The organism is Perlucidibaca aquatica (assembly GCF_001676655.1).
In the GTDB taxonomy this organism is placed as follows: domain Bacteria; phylum Pseudomonadota; class Gammaproteobacteria; order Pseudomonadales; family Moraxellaceae; genus Perlucidibaca; species Perlucidibaca aquatica.
In genome coordinates, this window is record NZ_LZDB01000001.1 from 261,016 (window position 1) to 277,847 (window position 16,832).

The following is a 16,832-nucleotide window of genomic DNA, read 5'->3' on the forward strand; positions in this document are numbered from 1 at the left end:
CTAAACGCCCTAACACTCAGATGACGCCCTGAATTCCACCGCTGTATTCTGCCATTGCTGCAATGCCTGCAACCATGCGTCTGGCGTAGCCCCGTGACTACATAACACCCGAGTTGCACCGGCCGCACGCACATGTGATGCCAAACGCTGACTAACGGCAATTAACACGGGCTTAATGGCAAAGTCACCCGCTACTTGTTGCCAATGCTGCCATATCAGTGAACTGGAGAGCAGCACCACATCTGGTCGCTGGCTTTGGTTTCGCCAGATGGCATCGGTGGCTTCAGGCAGCCTGCGCGTATAGAGCGGCAACACATCCACGTGAGCGCCCCGTGCACGCAGCGTATCAGACAACAATTCTCGTCCTGCATCGCCCCGAAACAATAACACGCGATGGCCTGCGACGTGGCTTAATGCGGGCAACGCAAGCATACCTTCACTGTCTTCTTGTTCCGGCGCAATGGCATTCAAACCGGCGTCATTCAGCAACGATTGCGTGGCGGGCCCCACGGCAACGACCGATACACCCACTGGCCACTGCGGCCAGTAATCGGCGACCGCTTCCAAACCTAATCGCGCGGCATTGGCACTCACAAACACGACCGTTTGATAACGATCCAGATCCATTAAACAGTGCTTAGCGGTGGCGTCTAACGCCAGCGGTACAATTTCCAATAAAGGCAGCGCTAAGACGTTCGCGCCGGCACTGATGAGCGCCTGCGACAGCGCCGCTGCCTGACGAGCGGGCCGTGGGTTCAGCACACAAACCCCCGATAGACTCGGTGCTGGCTTAGGGAGTGACATGCCCATGCTCACCATACACGGCGGCCAGAATATCGGCTGCGCCGGCCGCCAATAATTGCTCAGCAACCCGCTCACCTAGAGCGACGGCCTCGCCAATCGGAGCGACACTGCTGGCTTCCAGTAACTGACTGCCATCGAGACTACCGACGCGACCCTGCAGGTATAACTGCCCCTGACTTAAGGTGGCAAAACCTGCGATAGGCACCTGACAGCCACCCTGCAATCGCGTATTCATGGCGCGCTCAGCGGTCACACACAGCGCGGTATCGGCATCATTTAAGGGTGCCAGCAAGGCGCGCGTGCGAGCATCATCGAGGCGGCACTCGATACCAACAGCACCCTGGCCAACCGCTGGCAACAACACGGCCTCTTCAAGCGCAGCACGAATGCGTTCAGGCATGCCCAGTCGTATCAACCCGGCGCTCGCCAAAATCAGCGCGTCGTACTCACCGTTGTCTAATTTCGCCAAACGCGTGTTCACGTTGCCGCGCAAATCTTTAATGACTAAGTCCGGGCGATGGCGGCGGAGCTGACATTGGCGACGCAAACTGGAAGTACCGACCACGGCACCCTGAGGCAAGTCATCCAAACTGGCAAAATGATTACTGACAAAAGCATCGCGTGGATCTTCCCGCACACAGATGGCCGTTAGGCCTAGGCCCTCGGGAAAGGCCATGGGCACGTCCTTCATGGAGTGAACTGCAAGGTCCGCGCGGCCTTCGAGCATGGCCACTTCCAGCTCTTTAACGAAGAGGCCTTTGCCGCCAATTTTCGCTAAAGGGGTGTCGAGAATTTTATCGCCACGAGTCACCATGGTGAGTAGTTCGACGTTCAGGCCAGGATGATGTGCACGCAAGGCATCTGCCACGTAATGCGCCTGCCAAAGCGCTAAAGGGCTTTGTCGTGTGGCAATTCGCAGGGTGCCAAGATCGGGAAGGGAAGAAGCAGAAGATGTCATAAAAACCTCAGGGCCGGCCACTGCGCGCAGTGTAACCAGCCCTGAGGTTTGTGTAACGCGAGAAGCGCATCAAACGCGATGCAGCGTCTCACGCAATTCGGGCAAATGCCGGCGGCTCACCACGAGGCGCTCGTCCAAGCCGCGAATACGCACGCGATACTGGCCCGTGGCAATCAGCTCTAAACCTTCGAGATAGGTAAGCGACAGCAAGGCATTGCGGTGAATACGAATGAAACGATCGCCAAACTCTTCTTCGAGCTCTTTCAGCGTTTCATCAATCAAGACCTCACCATGCTCATGACGCACCGTGACGTACTTGTGATCCGCAAGGAAATAACGAATTTCATCGATTGGAATCAATTCAATGCCGCGATGCGTTCGCGCCGTAATGTGGCTGCGACACGAAGCTGCTTGCTCGGCTGCCACCGGCTGTTGGCGCATGCTTTCCAATTGCAGCTGGTTTACACGGCAGGCTCGGGCCAGTGCTTCGCGCAGACTTTCACGACTCACGGGCTTTAACACATAACCCGAGGCTTGCACGGAGAAAGCCTCCAGTGCGTGCTCATCGAAAGCCGTGCAGAAAATAATGGCGGGCGGGGCGTCCATCAGTCCGAGTTGACGGGCGCAGGTCAGGCCGTCCATCACCGGCATACGCATATCCATCAGGATAATGTCTGGCTGATAGTCTTGTACGAGCTTCAAGGCAGCTTCGCCGTGCTCAGCCAACCCCACGAGTTCATAGCCACCGATGTCTTCCAGTAGCCGCACTAAACGTTCGCGGGCTAAACGTTCATCGTCACAAATAATGACTCTTGGTTTCATCTGCCTTACCCTCTGTTTTTCTTTTTATGTCCGATGATTTCCTATCGTCGGCTCTTTTGTTGTGCCGGACTTTGTCCGTGCGGATAACGCAAACGCGTTACAAACATCCCGTTACTCGCGCTGGCTTGCAGACTAGCCTGCTCACCGAAACGCGCTTTCAACCGCTCCGTCACATTACGCAATGACATTTGATTGCCACTGCGCGTTGCACCCTGAGCCACTGGATTGGTCAGTTCAATATCAACCCATTCAGGGCCACAAACTACCTTTAGCGTAATGTCGCAGCGAACGGCGGAAAGTTCAACACCATGTCTAATCGCATTTTCTAAAAGCGGCTGTAAAGAAAGGTGGGGGATTCGTAATGACTCCACGCCCGCGCCCACCTGCCAATCAATCGCCAATCTATCACCCAAGCGCAGTTCTTCGATATTGGCATATCGGCGGCATAAGGCAATTTCTTCTGCCAAACTGACATCGACGGTATCGCGCAAACTGGCGCGAAACAGCGTAGCTAGGTCCTCTACTGCCTGCTCCGCCTTGTCGGGGTCAACCGCAATTAAGCTGGCGATAATATTCATCGAGTTGAATAAAAAGTGCGGCTGAATACGCGCCTGCAACGCTTCCAATCGCGCTTGCAATGCCGTTTTCTCACGTATTCTGAGTTGTGCCTGCAGGGCTAAGTAGCGCAAAAATAAACTGGCAAACAGCGCGACAATAATTAAATGCCGGGCCAGCGTGCTGTATTCGTTACTGACAAACGACATCAGGGGCAGCTGCAGCCAGTCCAGCAGATAAATCCCCAACACACTCAGCCACACCAAATTGAACATAATGAGCGCGACGGACGCCACACCAATGGTCAAGTGCGGCCAAGACGCCATAGCCACGCGCCAACGACAAATCAGAGCAAAACTAATGGCAATGACCGCGCCCGAGAGCGTTGCTAGCAGAAAAAAGTCCCACAGCGGGAGAGGCCAGAGACTCGGCGCCTGAGCCACTAACAGAATGAGTGCAATAAGGATGGCCAAACTGGCTAAACGACGCGCCGCTGCCGTCGAGCAAAAGTCGGGCAGCCAAAAATCGTTTAGTTCGTCACTCTTTTGTCCGCTGCTGGTCGCTGCGACGGGTGGGTTTGTTGTTTTTATTGACATATCGCGAGTCTGCACGGACACGAGCAGCGCGGCAAGCCTTGTCGAGCTGCTATAATGCGCGCACTTTTTGACCCGCTAGCTGAACCGCAGGCTAGCGAAACATCGGGTTATTTCATGAGCAATACATCCTCATCCATGTGGGGCGGCCGTTTTTCTGAGGCCACCGACCAGTTTGTCGCCGAATTTACGGCCTCTGTGCGCTTTGACCAGCGCATGTATCGCCAAGATATTCGCGGCTCTATCGCACACGCCACCATGCTCGCCAAAGTCGGCGTACTCAGCGTGGCCGACCGTGATCTGATCATTGCGGGTCTCGAACAGATTCTCGGCGAAATTGAAGCCGGACAATTTGAATGGCGTGTCGATCTTGAAGATGTGCACATGAACATCGAACATCGGCTCACCGAGCGCATTGGCATTGCTGGCAAGCGCCTACATACCGGCCGCAGCCGCAATGACCAGGTCGCCACCGACATTCGTTTGTATGTGCGCGATGAAATTGATGCCATCCGCGCCGAACTCAAGCGCCTGCTGACCGGTCTGATCGACCTCGCCGAGCGCGAAGCCGACACCATCATGCCCGGCTTCACGCATTTGCAGACGGCGCAGCCGGTGACGTTTGGCCATCACCTGCTGGCCTGGTTCGAAAACCTCAAGCGTGACGACGAGCGCCTCGTGGATCTGCGCCAGCGCGTGAATCGCCTGCCGTTGGGCGCTGCTGCCCTGGCCGGCACGACTTACCCGATTGATCGTCACTACACTGCCGAGCTGCTGGGCTTTGATGCCGTCTGCGAAAACTCGCTGGACGCCGTGTCGGACCGAGACTTCGCGATTGAGTTCAGCGCCGCCGCCGCACTAATCATGATGCATCTGTCGCGCTTCAGCGAAGAGCTGGTGCTGTGGGCGTCGGCACAGTTTCAGTTTGTTGATCTGCCAGATCGCTTCTGCACCGGCTCTTCCATCATGCCGCAAAAGAAAAACCCGGATGTGCCTGAACTGGTTCGCGGCAAAGCCGGTCGTGTCTTCGGCCATCTCATGGCGCTGCTGACGCTCATGAAAGGCCAGCCTTTGGCCTACAACAAAGACAACCAAGAAGACAAAGAGCCGCTGTTCGACGCCATCGATACCGTGCGTGGCTCGCTGCGCGCCTTTGCCGACATGGTGCCGGCACTGCAACCGCGTCGCGACATCATGCGTGAAGCGGCTCGACGCGGCTTCGCCACCGCCACCGACCTAGCCGATTACCTGGTCAAGCGCGGCGTGGCCTTCCGTGATGCCCATGAAGTCGTCGGCAAAGCCGTGGGGTATGGCGTGCAGACCGGCAAGGACTTAGCGGAAATGACGCTGGCCGAGCTGCAGCAGTTCTCGTCCATCATTGCCGATGATGTATTTGCGGTGCTGACACTGGAAGGCTCGGTCAGCGCCCGCAACCATTTTGGCGGCACTGCACCAGCTCAAGTTCGTGCCGCCGTTGAGCGCGCCCGCGCTCGCCTCATTTGATTCTGGAGTTGTACATGCGTGTTTTATCGATACTGACCTTGACCCTTGTGCTGGCTGCTTGCGCAACAGCACCTGCCGGTAATGGCTCAGCACCCGCGGCTAGCAACACTGCCACGCCCACTCAAACGCAATCGTTTTTGGCTTCCTTAGAAGCTAAGCGCGGCAGCGCATTAACGCTGGCTGAGCGCGTGCAGGTCCAAGGCCTAACAGGCACCGCCAAGGTCGGCCTGAATAATGTTCAGAGCAACTTCCTCAACAAAGTGGGCGCTCAAGTTGGCCTCAATGGTGCGGTGCTTGCAGCACTTTTCCCAGAAGCTGGTAAGCCCTTAAGTGAACATGCGGCTGTGGCCAAAATTGAAAGCAGCCTTGGCAAAAAACTCACGGCAGCCGATCAAGCCGCCGTGAAATCAGCCACCGTGCTGCGCAATAACTCCCTGGCCAGCCTGAAAACAGGTCTGGCCGCCAGCATCGGCAGCCGTACGGGCATGAGTACCGACGTTGTTCTGGCACTGATGCCCCTGCTAGGCCTGTAAGCCAAGCAACCCCGGAGAAATGCCATGAGTCTGCCTTCAGAAAAAGTCACCGTCGGCACGCAGGAAGCGCCCCTGCTGTTCGGCTTCGACCGTTACTGGGCGGAGTGCTATGGCACAGCTCCGTTTTTGCCGATGTCGCGCGATGAAATGGACCAGCTCGGCTGGGACAGCTGCGACATCATCATCATCACCGGCGATGCCTACGTAGACCACCCAAGTTTTGGCATGGCCATCATCGGTCGTCTGCTCGAAGCCCAAGGCTTTCGTGTAGGCATCATCGCGCAGCCTGACTGGCAATCCGCCGAACCGTTTAAGGCGCTGGGGAAACCGAATCTGTTTTTCGGCATCGCCGCTGGCAACATGGATTCGATGATCAACCGCTACACAGCGGATCGCAAGATTCGCTCCGACGATGCCTATTCGCCCAACGACGAAGGCGGCCGTCGCCCCGACCGCGCCAGTCTGGTCTATGCCCAGCGCGCGCGCGAAGCCTTCCCCGATGTGCCGCAGGTTCTGGGCGGCATCGAAGCGTCACTGCGACGCATCGCACACTACGACTACTGGCAGGACAAGGTGCGTCGCTCCATCCTGCTCGATGCCAAGTCCGACATCCTGCTCTACGGCAATGCCGAGCGCGCCATCGTTGAGATCGCGCACCGTCTGGCGCGTGGCGAGCTGATTCGCGACATCACCGATGTGCGTGGCACCGTCTTTCTGCGTCGCGACACGCCCGAGGGCATGTTCGAGCTGGATTCGACGCGTGTGGATGCGCCGGGCAAGGTCGACCGCATCCTCAATCCGTATGTGAACACGGCCGACCTCGACGCCTGCGAAATTGAGCAGAAGAAAGGCCCGACGGAGTATGTCGGCGGGGCCAGCTTTGCCGGCGCCAGTTTCTCGGATGGCAGCAGCACAGGGCTGACCATGCCCGCCGCGAAAGACATCGGCGCGCCGATTGAAGTCACGCCCGGCGCTTGGGGCGAACTGACCGCGCTGCCAGCAGACACCACCGTGGTCACGCTGCAGCCGGCCAAGTTCAAAATGCCGCCACGCGACAAAACCGTGATCCGCCTGCCGTCCTTCGAGAAGGTCAAAGCCGACCCCGTACTCTATGCCCACGCCAACCGCGTGCTGCATTTGGAGACGAATCCGGGCAACGCACGCGCCTTGGTGCAGCGTCACGGCGACAGCGATGTTTGGCTGAACCCGCCACCCATTCCGCTAACCACAGAAGAAATGGATTACGTCTTCGACCTCGAATACGCCCGCGTGCCGCATCCGGCTTATGGCGACGCGCGCATTCCGGCCTATGAGATGATCCGCTTCTCGGTCAACATCATGCGCGGCTGCTTCGGCGGCTGCACCTTCTGCTCAATCACCGAGCACGAGGGCCGCATCATCCAGAATCGCTCGGAAGATTCGATCATCCGCGAAGTGGAAAAGATGCGTGATGTGCCGGGCTTCACCGGCATCGTCTCCGACCTCGGCGGCCCGACCGCGAACATGTATCGCCTGGCCTGCAAAACGCCGGAAATCGAGGCCGCCTGCCGCAAGCCGTCCTGCGTGTATCCGGGCATCTGCGAGAACCTGAATACTGACCACTCGCACCTGATCAAGCTCTACCGCCGCGCCCGCGAGCTCAAGGGCGTGAAGAAAATCCTGATCGGCTCGGGTTTGCGCTACGACCTCGCCGTGCGCTCGCCGGAATATGTGAAGGAACTGGTCACGCACCACGTCGGCGGCTATCTCAAGATCGCGCCCGAGCACACCGAAGGCGGCCCATTGTCGATGATGATGAAGCCGGGCATCGGCAGCTACGACCAGTTCAAGCAGTTGTTCGAGAAGTTCTCGAAAGAGGCGGGCAAGGAACAGTATCTGATCCCTTACTTCATCGCCGCCCACCCCGGCACGACCGATGAAGACATGATGAACTTGGCGATCTGGCTGAAGAAGAACGGCTTCCGCGCCGACCAAGTGCAGACCTTCTACCCGTCACCAATGGCGACCGCGACCGCGATGTATCACAGCGGTAAGAACCCGCTGCGCAAGGTCACCCGCGATTCGGAAGATGTGGATATCGTGAAGGGCGATCGCCGTCGCCGCCTGCACAAGGCCTTCCTGCGTTATCACGACGCTAACAACTGGCCGCTGCTGCGTGAAGCGCTGAAGGAGATGGGCCGTGCCGATCTCATCGGCAACAGTAAGCAGCACCTGATTCCGACCTGGCAGCCGAAGAACGAGGGCGAGTACGTCAGTCCGCGTAAGAAAAATTCGAGTGTCGTGGAAGGCGTGTCGGTGAAGGTCAAAACGAGCGCTTCTGACAAGAGCGCGCCTCGCAAAGAGGCTCCTCGTAAAGGCAGCATCCAGACCCAGCACACCGGCCTACCCCCACGAGATGATGGCAGCCGGCCAAGTCGTCAACGCCCGTCGGCTCCGCGCGCAAGCCGTTAAGGCTTAGTGCGCTGATCCGCCAGCACTTTCGCGATGGTGCGAAACACCTCGGCATCGTGCACCAGCCCAATGTGCGAGCTGTGCACCTCAACATGACGTGCCTGTGGAGTGAGGCGGTCGAGCGTGGCGGGCCAGCTCACAATGCCATCGACCTTACTGAACAGCACAGTTAAGGGGCAGAGAATCGGAATGCTATCGCGCTTCGCCATTTCGCTTTCAATCACATCCAAATTAAAGCCTTTCTTACGATAAGCCGCTGCGGTGATGGTGTATTTAGGGCCGCCAACCGCCGGCGAGCCCAGCGTAATAACACCCGCGATGTGCTCAGGCAGATCTCGCGCCAGCTCACGCGCAATGTATCCCCCCAAACTCCAGCCGATGAGCGTGATGGGCTGACCACTGTGTTGAACATGGTCTTGAATCTTCTGCTTAAGCTTGGGTAATAGCTTATGCACAGCGCCGTTGTTTTTGCCCTGCCCCCAATGGCTCACCGCATAGCCAAGCTGGCGCAGTCGCGTCGCTAGACTGTTCATGGCTTTCTCATCCGCGCCATAGCCGGGCAATAACATCAGCGACTGGCCATCTCCGCGCTCAAGGCCTTGAAGCACGCGATCGCCCAAGCGCTTAGCGCGCAACCACTCCAGGGCAAATCGGCTTTCTGCCACCACCTCTCGCCAACCGGGTGGATGCTCGGGCAGGTCTTCTGGCAGATGAGGCAAATAGGTCATAGCAAGCTCGTTTGTGCGCTGGGCAACAGAATTCAGTCAGCGCAGAATGCAGACTCTACTGACGATGTGCAAGCAAGGGCAAGATCATGAAAGAAGCTCAACTCATACTTGGCGGCGGCTGCTTCTGGTGTCTGGATGCGGTTTATCGTGAAGTACCCGGCGTGCTCGAATGCACCTCGGGCTATGCGGGCGGCGCCCGACCTAATCCCAGTTATGAGCAAATATGCAGCGGAGCCACCGGCCATGCCGAAGTGGTGAAATTACGCTTCGATGCCGATCAAACCAGCCTTGAACGACTGCTTGAGATTTTCTTCACCATCCACGACCCAACCACGTTAAATCGCCAAGGTGCCGATACCGGTACGCAATATCGCTCGGTGATTTTTTGTGGCGATGATGCCCAGCGCGTAGCCGTGGAAGCCTTTATTGAGCAGCTCAAACACGCTCAGCTGTTTGACAACCCCATCGTGACTGAAGTCAGCCCTGCTGTGCCATTTTATGACGCCGAGGAGTATCACCAAGACTACTTCCGCCGTAATCCAGGGCAAGGGTATTGCCACATGGTGGTGAGTCCGAAAGTAGCCAAGTACCGCAAGCTATTTGGGCCCGGTGCCGATCGCTAACGCGGGCTTATGACGCCCGCGCATAAGCTCAGCACAAAACGGTCTTTCCCGAGGCCGGGGCTAAGCGTTACTGTCAGGGCATCTTCTCAGCAAGGAACTCATCATGACATTACGACTTGGCGATACCGCCCCCGATTTTGTACAAGAATCATCGGCAGGCACGATTCATTTCCACGCTTGGCTGGGTGAAAGCTGGGGCGTGCTGTTTTCGCATCCTGCCGATTTCACCCCGGTATGCACCACCGAGCTCGGCCTGACCGCCAAGCTCAAGGATGAATTTGCCGCGCGCAACGTCAAGGCCATCGCGCTCTCAGTGGACCCGCTGGATTCGCATCATGAGTGGATCAAAGACATTAACGAGACGCAGCACACGGTGGTGAACTTTCCCATCTTGGCCGATGCCGATCGCAAGGTCAGCGAGCTCTACGACATGATCCACCCGAACGCGAATGCGACGCTCACCGTGCGCTCGCTGTTCATCATCGATCCGGCCAAGAAGGTGCGGCTGATCATTACTTATCCGGCCAGTACCGGGCGTAACTTCAACGAAGTGCTGCGCGTCATCGACTCGCTGCAGCTCACCGAATATCACAAGGTAGCCACGCCAGGTAACTGGCAGGCCGGTGACGATGTGGTGATTGTGCCTTCACTGCAGGACCCGGAAGAGATTGCGCGCCGCTTTCCAAAAGGGCACACCGTGATAAAGCCTTACCTGCGTCTCACACCGCAGCCAGATAAACGCTAAATTGTGGGCCGGCACTGCTGCGCTAGCAGCGCCGGCTTAGCCCCGAATGCCATTAATGTAAGCAGCAGTTAGGGCATCCACAGGCGCTTCAAAAAGCTGCTCACACGCACCGAACTCAATGAGTTGGCCAACGTGATTTTGCGTCCAGAAAAATGCAGTGTAATTGGCGATGCGGCGCGCCTGAGCCAAATTGTGCGTCACGATGACCACGGTGTAACGCCCGCCCAAACGCAAAATCAGATCTTCAACCACACCCGACGAGATCGGATCGAGCGCACTGCAGGGCTCATCCATCAGCAGAATCTCTGGCTCCAACACCAATGCCCGCGCAATACAAAGCCGCTGCTGCTGCCCGCCGGACAGCCCCAAAGCTGGCGCATCCAAACGGTCAGACACCTCTTGCCAAAGTCCCACATCGCGCAAGGCTTGCTCGATGCGACGTTCGCGATCCGCCTTATCCTTAAAGCCGTGCTCTTGCAGCGGCATGTCGAGATTTCGGCGTATCGATAAGGGAAAGGGATTAGGTCGCTGGAAAATCATGCCGATGCGGCGACGCAGCATCAGCACATCGGTTTTCGGTGTCAGGATCTCTTCGCCATCGAGCAGAATACTGCCGCTCACGGCACAGCCCGGCACCATGTCCACCAACCGGTTCAAGCTCGACAAAAAGCTCGTCTTGCCACAGCCCGAAGGGCCAATCAGCGCCGTGATACAGCCTCGCTGAATCGCCAACGACACGCCGTTTAGAACAGTTTTCGTGCCATAACGAACACTCAGATTGTGAATCGCCAGATGGGCTTGTGGCACGCAGCACGCCGCCTGCTGACGAAGCTCGCTAACGGTATAACTGGTGGCGCTATCAAGAGGCGTGTTCATGCGTGCGTTATTCTCCGGGCAAGCCAACGATCAGACAGGGCGATGGCCAGGCCATTCACCACCAGCAGCAACGCCAGCAACACCAGCGCCGTACCGTAGGCCGCTTGGTCGCCTCCGGTCACATTCATCGATAAGTCAAAAATATGCACGGCCAACACGCGACCAGAATCCAGCCACGACGAGGGCATCCGATCGACATAGCCACTGGTGAAGAGCAACACGGCCGTTTCTGCCAGCGCGCGGCCTATGCCCAACATCAATCCGGCGGTCAGCGCCGGAGCCGCCGCCGGCAATAGCAAATACCGTAAAGCGGCCCAGCGTGTTAATCCCAACGCGGCAGCGCCCTGACGCCAGTCATCCGGTACCGCGGCCAAACCCGCTTCGCTGGTCCGGATCAGAATGGGCAGAACCATGCAGGCCAGCGTCAGGCCGCCTGCCAGCAAGGAGTAGCCCAGCCCTAACCAGATACAGAAGAAGGCGCTGCCAAACAGGCCATAAACAATGGAGGGCACTCCAGCCAGTACATCTAGGCTAAAGCGAATAGCCGCTGCGCTGGGGCTATTCGCTCGCGTAAATTCGCTCAGCCAAATGGCCGTTGCCAAACCCAACGGTACGGCCACCACGAACGTAATGGCCAGCACGACCAGCGACGACACCAACATCGGTGCGATGCCGCCACGCCGGCCCGATCGCTCCGGCTCCGTGGTGAGAAAGTCCCAGCTCACACGCTCAAGGCCTTGGCTGGCCATATCGGCCAATAGCCACACAAAAAAGCCCGCAATAATGGCGGCGCTTAGCCACACCAAAGCGCCCAATACATGATCACTGTAGCGTCGAGAAGCCAAACTCCGCCGCGCCGTCATTGCTTAGCCTCCAAGCGCTGACCCAGGAGCACAATGGCCACCACAACCAGTGTCAGCATCAAGCTGCTGACATACAAACTGGCACGATGGGCGTCGGTGGCATAGGCCATTTCCAAGGCAATATTGGCCGTCAACACACGTACGGAATCGAAGATGCTACCCGGCACCTGCACCACATTACCCGCGACCATCAGCACCGCCATGGTTTCACCCAGGGCTCGCGTAGTCGCTAATAACACGCCGGCCACTATGCCGGTTCGAGCCGCTGGCAGGGCAATTTTGAGCAAGATGGCTTGCTCCGACAGCCCCAACGCTTGCCCGCCGCGCCAATAATTCACCGGCACGGTTCGTAGCGCCGCCTCACTGGTCAACGCCACCGTGGGCAAAATCATCACCGCTAAAATCAACATGGCCGCAAGCAAGCTAGCGCCAGGCGGCGCTACACGCGTAATTAACGGGACTAATACGGTCAGGCCCCACAAGCCATAGACCACCGACGGGATACCCGCCAACAACATCAACAATCGACGAAAAGTGGTGGCTAAGGGTGCGGGCGCGAAGAAGTTCACAAAGAGTGCGGCAGCTAGGCCCATCGGCACGGCTAAAGCCAGAGCGCCCACCGTGGCTAGCACGGTCGCCAGTAACATGGGCCAAAGATTGAATTGCCCGGCACTGGGGAACCAACCCGAGGAATCAAAGAAGCGCAGCCAATGGCCATCAACCACGGCTAATCGCGACTCATTGATCAAAAACAGGAATATCAACAGCAGCAATGCCACCGCACTGCTGGCCAGCAGCCAGAGCGACCGAGATAGCCAGGCTTCAGTGTGCGACGGGGACAAAGAACTGATCCTGAATCAGGTCATACACTTCACGGCTCTGCGCGAAGCCAATGAAGCGCTTAGTTAACCCAGTGGCCGGCTCACGCGTGACAAGAACGAGCGGTCGCGACAAGGGAAAGCTACGATTGCGAACATTGGCAACCGTTGCAGCCACGCCATTAATTGGCAACAGTTTAATGGGCGTGCCGTCCTCTTCTTCGAACTCCGCCGCACCGATTGAGACATAGCCTATCGCCCCCGGGTTTCCGGAAACGGTTTTAATGCCCTGCTGATTGTCGCCAATCACCACCTGCGCTTTAACATCCGGAGACTTCAGCTTGAAGTACTGCAGGAACAGCTCCAAGGTTGAACGCCCTTCGGCCTTATTGACGACGGTGATGGGCAGGTCTTTTCCGCCGACTGTTTTCCAGTTGGAAATTTGGCCGGTATAAATCGCAACAATCTGCTCATTGCTCAATGCTTTTACCGGATTACTTTTATGCAAAATGATGGTGATGCCATCTAGCGCTAAGACATAGCTGGAAAGATCCGCCTCTTCGGGCTTCAGTGCACGCGACACCATGCCCATGTCAGCCAAGCCCGCGCGCGCATCTGCTAGCCCCCGTGATGAACCACCCGCTTGAACATCTACACGAATACCGGGATTTAGCTTTTCAAAGCGTTTTCCCAAATCCAGCGCCAATGGCGCGACCGTACTGGAGCCCGTGAGCGTGAGCTTATTCGCGTCAGCGGCGGTTGCGGATACAGAAATGAGTGGCAAAGACAAACAGAGTGCAATCAGCACAGAAGATACGCGCATGCGACTAACCTTTATTATTTGCTAACAAAGCATAGACGCAGTGACGAAGGGTTTGTTACAGCTGAAAAATGATCAGACGATCTATTCGCCGACCAATAGTCGCCATTCCTCCGCGCTCAGGCCCGCAGCACGAGCAAGCTTGGCAAAATCGCTTTGCAGGCTTTTTTGCACTTTGTCTTTATGCTGATTCAACAAGGATTTGGCTTCAGCAACCAGCGCCTCGAGCTCTTCCAGTGTTAGGTCTTCTAAATTCATCACAGGCTAACGCGTACTCAGGATTAAACAGCAAAAGGAACGAGCGCCAGTGTAATACATAGCCTCTGAACCCTATCAAGTATGAACGTCCTTGGCTGTTTCGCCAGTGAAAATTGTATCCTTGCGCCGCTAACGGTTCGGAATGTTTGTGCTTTGTCCGCCAAGGCAGTCTTTTTAGCCTGCACGAATGCGTCTATACTTCGCGCAAACGTGGGATACACCTACGATCTCTCCGGTTTTTGAGTGAGGTTATCGTGAAAAAGATTGCAATGTTGTTGGCTGCTGTCGGTTTTGTATTGGCCACTCCGGTCGTGGCGAAGTCCACTCAAGAAATTTCTGATCGCCCGCTGGGTGAGCGCTCACTTTTTTCGCAACGCGCCATCATTGAACGCATCACCATGGCCGGTAGTGTTTGCCTAGAAGGCGAGCCATGTGCCGCCGCTGTAGCTGCCGCGCCTGCTGCCGGTGGCGCACCTCGCTCCGGTGATGAAATTGTTTCGGCTGTGTGTGGCGGCTGTCACGGGGCTGGCGTCATGGGCGCTCCGGTCATCGGCAACAAGGGCCAATGGGGTCCACGTATTGCTCAAGGCAAGTCCACGCTCTATACCCATGCGATCGGCGGTATTCGCGGCATGCCAGCCAAGGGTGGCTGTGGCACTTGCTCGGATGATGAAATTAAAGCTGCTGTTGACGTGATGGTCGCAAAAGCCAAGTAAGTAACTGCTCCTAAGCGCCGAGGCCGGGCTTAGTCTGCAAACCACGCCGTGTATCCCTCCCTGGAGGCTACACTCGCCATCCTTGGCTCGTGACGGTTTGCAGACTAAGCCCGGCCTCGGCGCTTTCGTGTGTGCCTTGCTGGCTTGAAATCTAGTCAGCCGAAGAGATTTTTCAGGTTCGAGAGATGGGCGTTGCCGAGCGCTTGCTTTTGCTCGACGCTGCGGCCGCTGCTGCGGCCTTCCCACTCCAATTCATCTGCCGGTAGTTCTTCTAAGAATCGGCTGGGCGTGGTCGGCATGGATTCACCGCCGAACTTGCGTTTAGACGAATAGGTCAGGGTTAGCGTCTGCTTGGCGCGAGTGATGCCGACATACATGAGACGGCGCTCTTCTTCGATCGTGCCTGACTCGATGCTGTTGCGATGCGGCAGCAGGTCTTCCTCTAACCCCATCATGGTCACATGTGGGAACTCCAAACCCTTGGCGGCATGCAGCGTCATGAGCTGGACTTTGTCGCTGTTATCTTCTTCGGCTTGTTGTTCGAGCAGGTCTAGCAAGACCAGTTTACGAATCACCGCTTCAATGTCGCGATCTTCTTCATCTTCGACCTTGTCCCAGAGACGCTGCACCGAGGCGAGGAAACTGTTTACCGACTCCATACGACGCTCAGCTGCCTGCGGCGTGGGTGACGAGTCGAGCAGGTAGTCCTGATATTGAATGTCGGAAAGCATCTGCTTAATCGCGGCGAGTGGATCATCACCATCGATGATGGCGCGTGCCGTGTCCTGAAGCCATTGCGCGAAATCCTGCAAACGGCCATGAGCACGCTCGCCAACATGAAGTCCCAAGCCCATCTCGTCGCAGGCCAAGAGCATGGCGCACTCGCGTTGCTGAGCGTAACCGCCCAACTTTTCCAGGGTTGCCGGGCCAATCTCACGCTTAGGCGTATTAATGATGCGCAGGAAGGCGTTGTCGTCTTCCGGGTTGATGACAAGGCGCAAGTAAGCCATGACATCTTTAATTTCCGAACGGGCAAAGAACGACTGGCCGCCGGAAATTTTGTACGGAATCTGCAACTCGCGTAGCTTGGTTTCGAGCACACGCGCCTGGAAATTGCCGCGATAAAGCACGGCGTAATCGCGGAACTCGGTGCGCTGCATGAGCTTGTGATTGAGTATCTCGGTGGCGACCTTTTCTGCCTCCGAGTCTTCGCTGCCGCACTGAATGACGCGAATCGGCTCGCCCATGCCGTGCTGGCTCCAGAGCTGCTTCTCGAACACATGCGGGTTGTTGGCGATGACCGCGTTGGCGGCCTTGAGAATGCGGCTGGTGGAGCGATAGTTCTGCTCCAGCTTGATCAGCTTGAGTTGCGGATAATCCACCGCCAGCTGCGCCATGTTCTCGGGTCGCGCACCGCGCCAGGCGTAGATCGACTGGTCATCGTCACCCACGGCGGTGAAGGTGGCTCGTGCGCCGACCAAGTTTTTCACCATCGAATACTGGGCGGCGTTGGTGTCTTGGTATTCGTCCACGAGCAGGTAATGCACGCGATTCTGCCAATGCTCACGCAAGGCGGCATCGTTTTGCAGCGCCAGCGTCGGCCGCACAATCAGATCATCGAAGTCCACGGCGTTATACGCGCGCAGATGGCGCTCGTATTGCTCATAGACCGTCGCCGCGAAAACATCAACTTCGGTTTCGGCGCGGCTCATCGCTTCGGCGGGCAGCAACAACTCATTCTTATAGCCGGAGATGAGATTCCGAACGAGGTCGACCTTGTCGCTAGCATTTTCTTTGTGCAGCAGCTCACCGAGCAGCGTGCGCGAATCTTCAGCATCAAAAATGGAAAAGTTCTTTTTCAGGCCAAACGTTTCCGGATGCCGCTTGAGCATAGTCAGACCCAGCGTGTGAAAGGTCGACACCATGAGGCCGCGTGCTTCCGGGCCATGCACCAGCTTGGCGGCACGCTCTTTCATTTCGCGCGCGGCTTTGTTGGTGAAGGTCACGGCGAGAATCTTGTGCGCCGGCACGCCACAGTCCTGAATGAGGTAGGCGATCTTGCGGGTGATGACCGAGGTCTTACCCGAGCCCGCGCCGGCCAACACCAATACCGGGCCGGTAATGGCCAGTACAGCTTCGTGTTGACGGGGGTTTAGGTTGTTCACA

General features: G+C 57.2%; 17 protein-coding genes. 6 read left to right on the plus strand and 11 right to left on the minus strand.

Translation table 11 applies throughout. From position 1 onward, the window contains the following. Nucleotides 1–9 precede the first annotated feature (9 nt). The 4 genes from A8710_RS01305 to A8710_RS01320 form a co-directional block, all read right to left on the minus strand. On the minus strand, nucleotides 10–804 hold the full coding sequence (locus A8710_RS01305; RefSeq protein WP_068857628.1) for a uroporphyrinogen-III synthase: 795 nt from the start codon (nucleotides 802–804) through the stop codon (nucleotides 10–12). Beyond that, nucleotides 791–1,762: a hydroxymethylbilane synthase gene (gene hemC / locus A8710_RS01310; protein ID WP_068857629.1), complete on the minus strand. Its 972-nt coding sequence runs from the start codon at nucleotides 1,760–1,762 to the stop codon at nucleotides 791–793. Before hemC ends, A8710_RS01305 begins: the two co-directional genes overlap by 14 nt. A 69-nt stretch (nucleotides 1,763–1,831) precedes the next feature. Further along, nucleotides 1,832–2,584 carry a LytR/AlgR family response regulator transcription factor gene (locus A8710_RS01315; RefSeq protein ID WP_068857630.1) on the minus strand — a complete coding sequence of 251 codons (753 nt, stop codon included), beginning with the start codon at nucleotides 2,582–2,584 and terminating at the stop codon, nucleotides 1,832–1,834. 41 nt (nucleotides 2,585–2,625) lie between these two features. Then, nucleotides 2,626–3,735 carry a sensor histidine kinase gene (locus tag A8710_RS01320; protein ID WP_068857631.1) on the minus strand — a complete coding sequence of 370 codons (1,110 nt, stop codon included), beginning with the start codon at nucleotides 3,733–3,735 and terminating at the stop codon, nucleotides 2,626–2,628. 114 nt (nucleotides 3,736–3,849) lie between these two features. Here A8710_RS01320 and argH point away from each other — a divergent pair, with 114 nt between their 5' ends. Genes argH through A8710_RS01335 form a run of 3 tightly spaced genes read left to right on the plus strand, consistent with a single transcriptional unit; the run spans nucleotide 3,850 to nucleotide 8,219 of the window. Next, nucleotides 3,850–5,235, plus strand: a complete 1,386-nt coding sequence (gene argH / locus A8710_RS01325; protein WP_068858119.1) for an argininosuccinate lyase — start codon at nucleotides 3,850–3,852, stop codon at nucleotides 5,233–5,235. Between the two features lie 14 nt (nucleotides 5,236–5,249). Continuing rightward, nucleotides 5,250–5,768 (plus strand): hypothetical protein, encoded by a 519-nt coding sequence (locus tag A8710_RS01330; protein WP_068857632.1) that lies wholly within the window; start codon nucleotides 5,250–5,252, stop codon nucleotides 5,766–5,768. Nucleotides 5,769–5,792: 24 nt separating this feature from the next. Then, a complete protein-coding gene (locus A8710_RS01335; protein ID WP_068857633.1) occupies nucleotides 5,793–8,219 on the plus strand; it encodes a YgiQ family radical SAM protein in 2,427 nt (808 codons plus the stop codon). Here A8710_RS01335 and A8710_RS01340 read toward each other — a convergent pair. Further along, on the minus strand, nucleotides 8,216–8,947 hold the full coding sequence (locus A8710_RS01340; RefSeq protein ID WP_068857634.1) for a lipase family alpha/beta hydrolase: 732 nt from the start codon (nucleotides 8,945–8,947) through the stop codon (nucleotides 8,216–8,218). The two genes, A8710_RS01335 and A8710_RS01340, sit on opposite strands and share 4 nt — an antisense overlap. A gap of 86 nt (nucleotides 8,948–9,033) precedes the next feature. On the opposite strand from A8710_RS01340, the gene msrA reads away from it, so the two are divergent. Both msrA and A8710_RS01350 read left to right on the plus strand, forming a co-directional pair. Beyond that, nucleotides 9,034–9,570, plus strand: coding sequence for a peptide-methionine (S)-S-oxide reductase MsrA (gene msrA, locus A8710_RS01345; protein ID WP_068857635.1), 537 nt, complete (start codon nucleotides 9,034–9,036; stop codon nucleotides 9,568–9,570). Between the two features lie 103 nt (nucleotides 9,571–9,673). Continuing rightward, nucleotides 9,674–10,315, plus strand: a complete 642-nt coding sequence (locus A8710_RS01350) for a peroxiredoxin (protein ID WP_068857636.1) — start codon at nucleotides 9,674–9,676, stop codon at nucleotides 10,313–10,315. A gap of 36 nt (nucleotides 10,316–10,351) precedes the next feature. On the opposite strand, the gene A8710_RS01355 is transcribed toward A8710_RS01350, so the two are convergent. From A8710_RS01355 to A8710_RS12160, 5 genes are all read right to left on the minus strand, one after another. Beyond that, complete coding sequence (locus A8710_RS01355; RefSeq protein ID WP_082968579.1) at nucleotides 10,352–11,191, minus strand: phosphate ABC transporter ATP-binding protein; 840 nt, start codon at nucleotides 11,189–11,191, stop codon at nucleotides 10,352–10,354. Next, nucleotides 11,188–12,054, minus strand: a complete 867-nt coding sequence (pstA, locus tag A8710_RS01360) for a phosphate ABC transporter permease PstA (RefSeq protein ID WP_068857637.1) — start codon at nucleotides 12,052–12,054, stop codon at nucleotides 11,188–11,190. The genes A8710_RS01355 and pstA overlap by 4 nt, the downstream gene beginning before the upstream one ends. After that, complete coding sequence (gene pstC / locus A8710_RS01365) at nucleotides 12,051–12,896, minus strand: phosphate ABC transporter permease subunit PstC (protein ID WP_068857638.1); 846 nt, start codon at nucleotides 12,894–12,896, stop codon at nucleotides 12,051–12,053. The genes pstA and pstC overlap by 4 nt, the downstream gene beginning before the upstream one ends. Next, nucleotides 12,877–13,695 carry a phosphate ABC transporter substrate-binding protein gene (locus A8710_RS01370; protein ID WP_068857639.1) on the minus strand — a complete coding sequence of 273 codons (819 nt, stop codon included), beginning with the start codon at nucleotides 13,693–13,695 and terminating at the stop codon, nucleotides 12,877–12,879. The genes pstC and A8710_RS01370 overlap by 20 nt, the downstream gene beginning before the upstream one ends. 81 nt (nucleotides 13,696–13,776) lie before the next feature. Further along, nucleotides 13,777–13,950, minus strand: a complete 174-nt coding sequence (locus A8710_RS12160; protein ID WP_157686235.1) for a hypothetical protein — start codon at nucleotides 13,948–13,950, stop codon at nucleotides 13,777–13,779. A gap of 254 nt (nucleotides 13,951–14,204) precedes the next feature. On the opposite strand from A8710_RS12160, the gene A8710_RS01375 reads away from it, so the two are divergent. Continuing rightward, entirely contained in the window at nucleotides 14,205–14,666 is a 462-nt protein-coding gene (locus A8710_RS01375; protein WP_198341585.1) for a c-type cytochrome, read from the plus strand. A 155-nt stretch (nucleotides 14,667–14,821) separates the two neighbouring features. On the opposite strand, the gene rep is transcribed toward A8710_RS01375, so the two are convergent. After that, complete coding sequence (rep, locus tag A8710_RS01380) at nucleotides 14,822–16,831, minus strand: DNA helicase Rep (protein ID WP_082968581.1); 2,010 nt, start codon at nucleotides 16,829–16,831, stop codon at nucleotides 14,822–14,824. Between the last annotated feature and the right edge of the window lies 1 nt (nucleotide 16,832).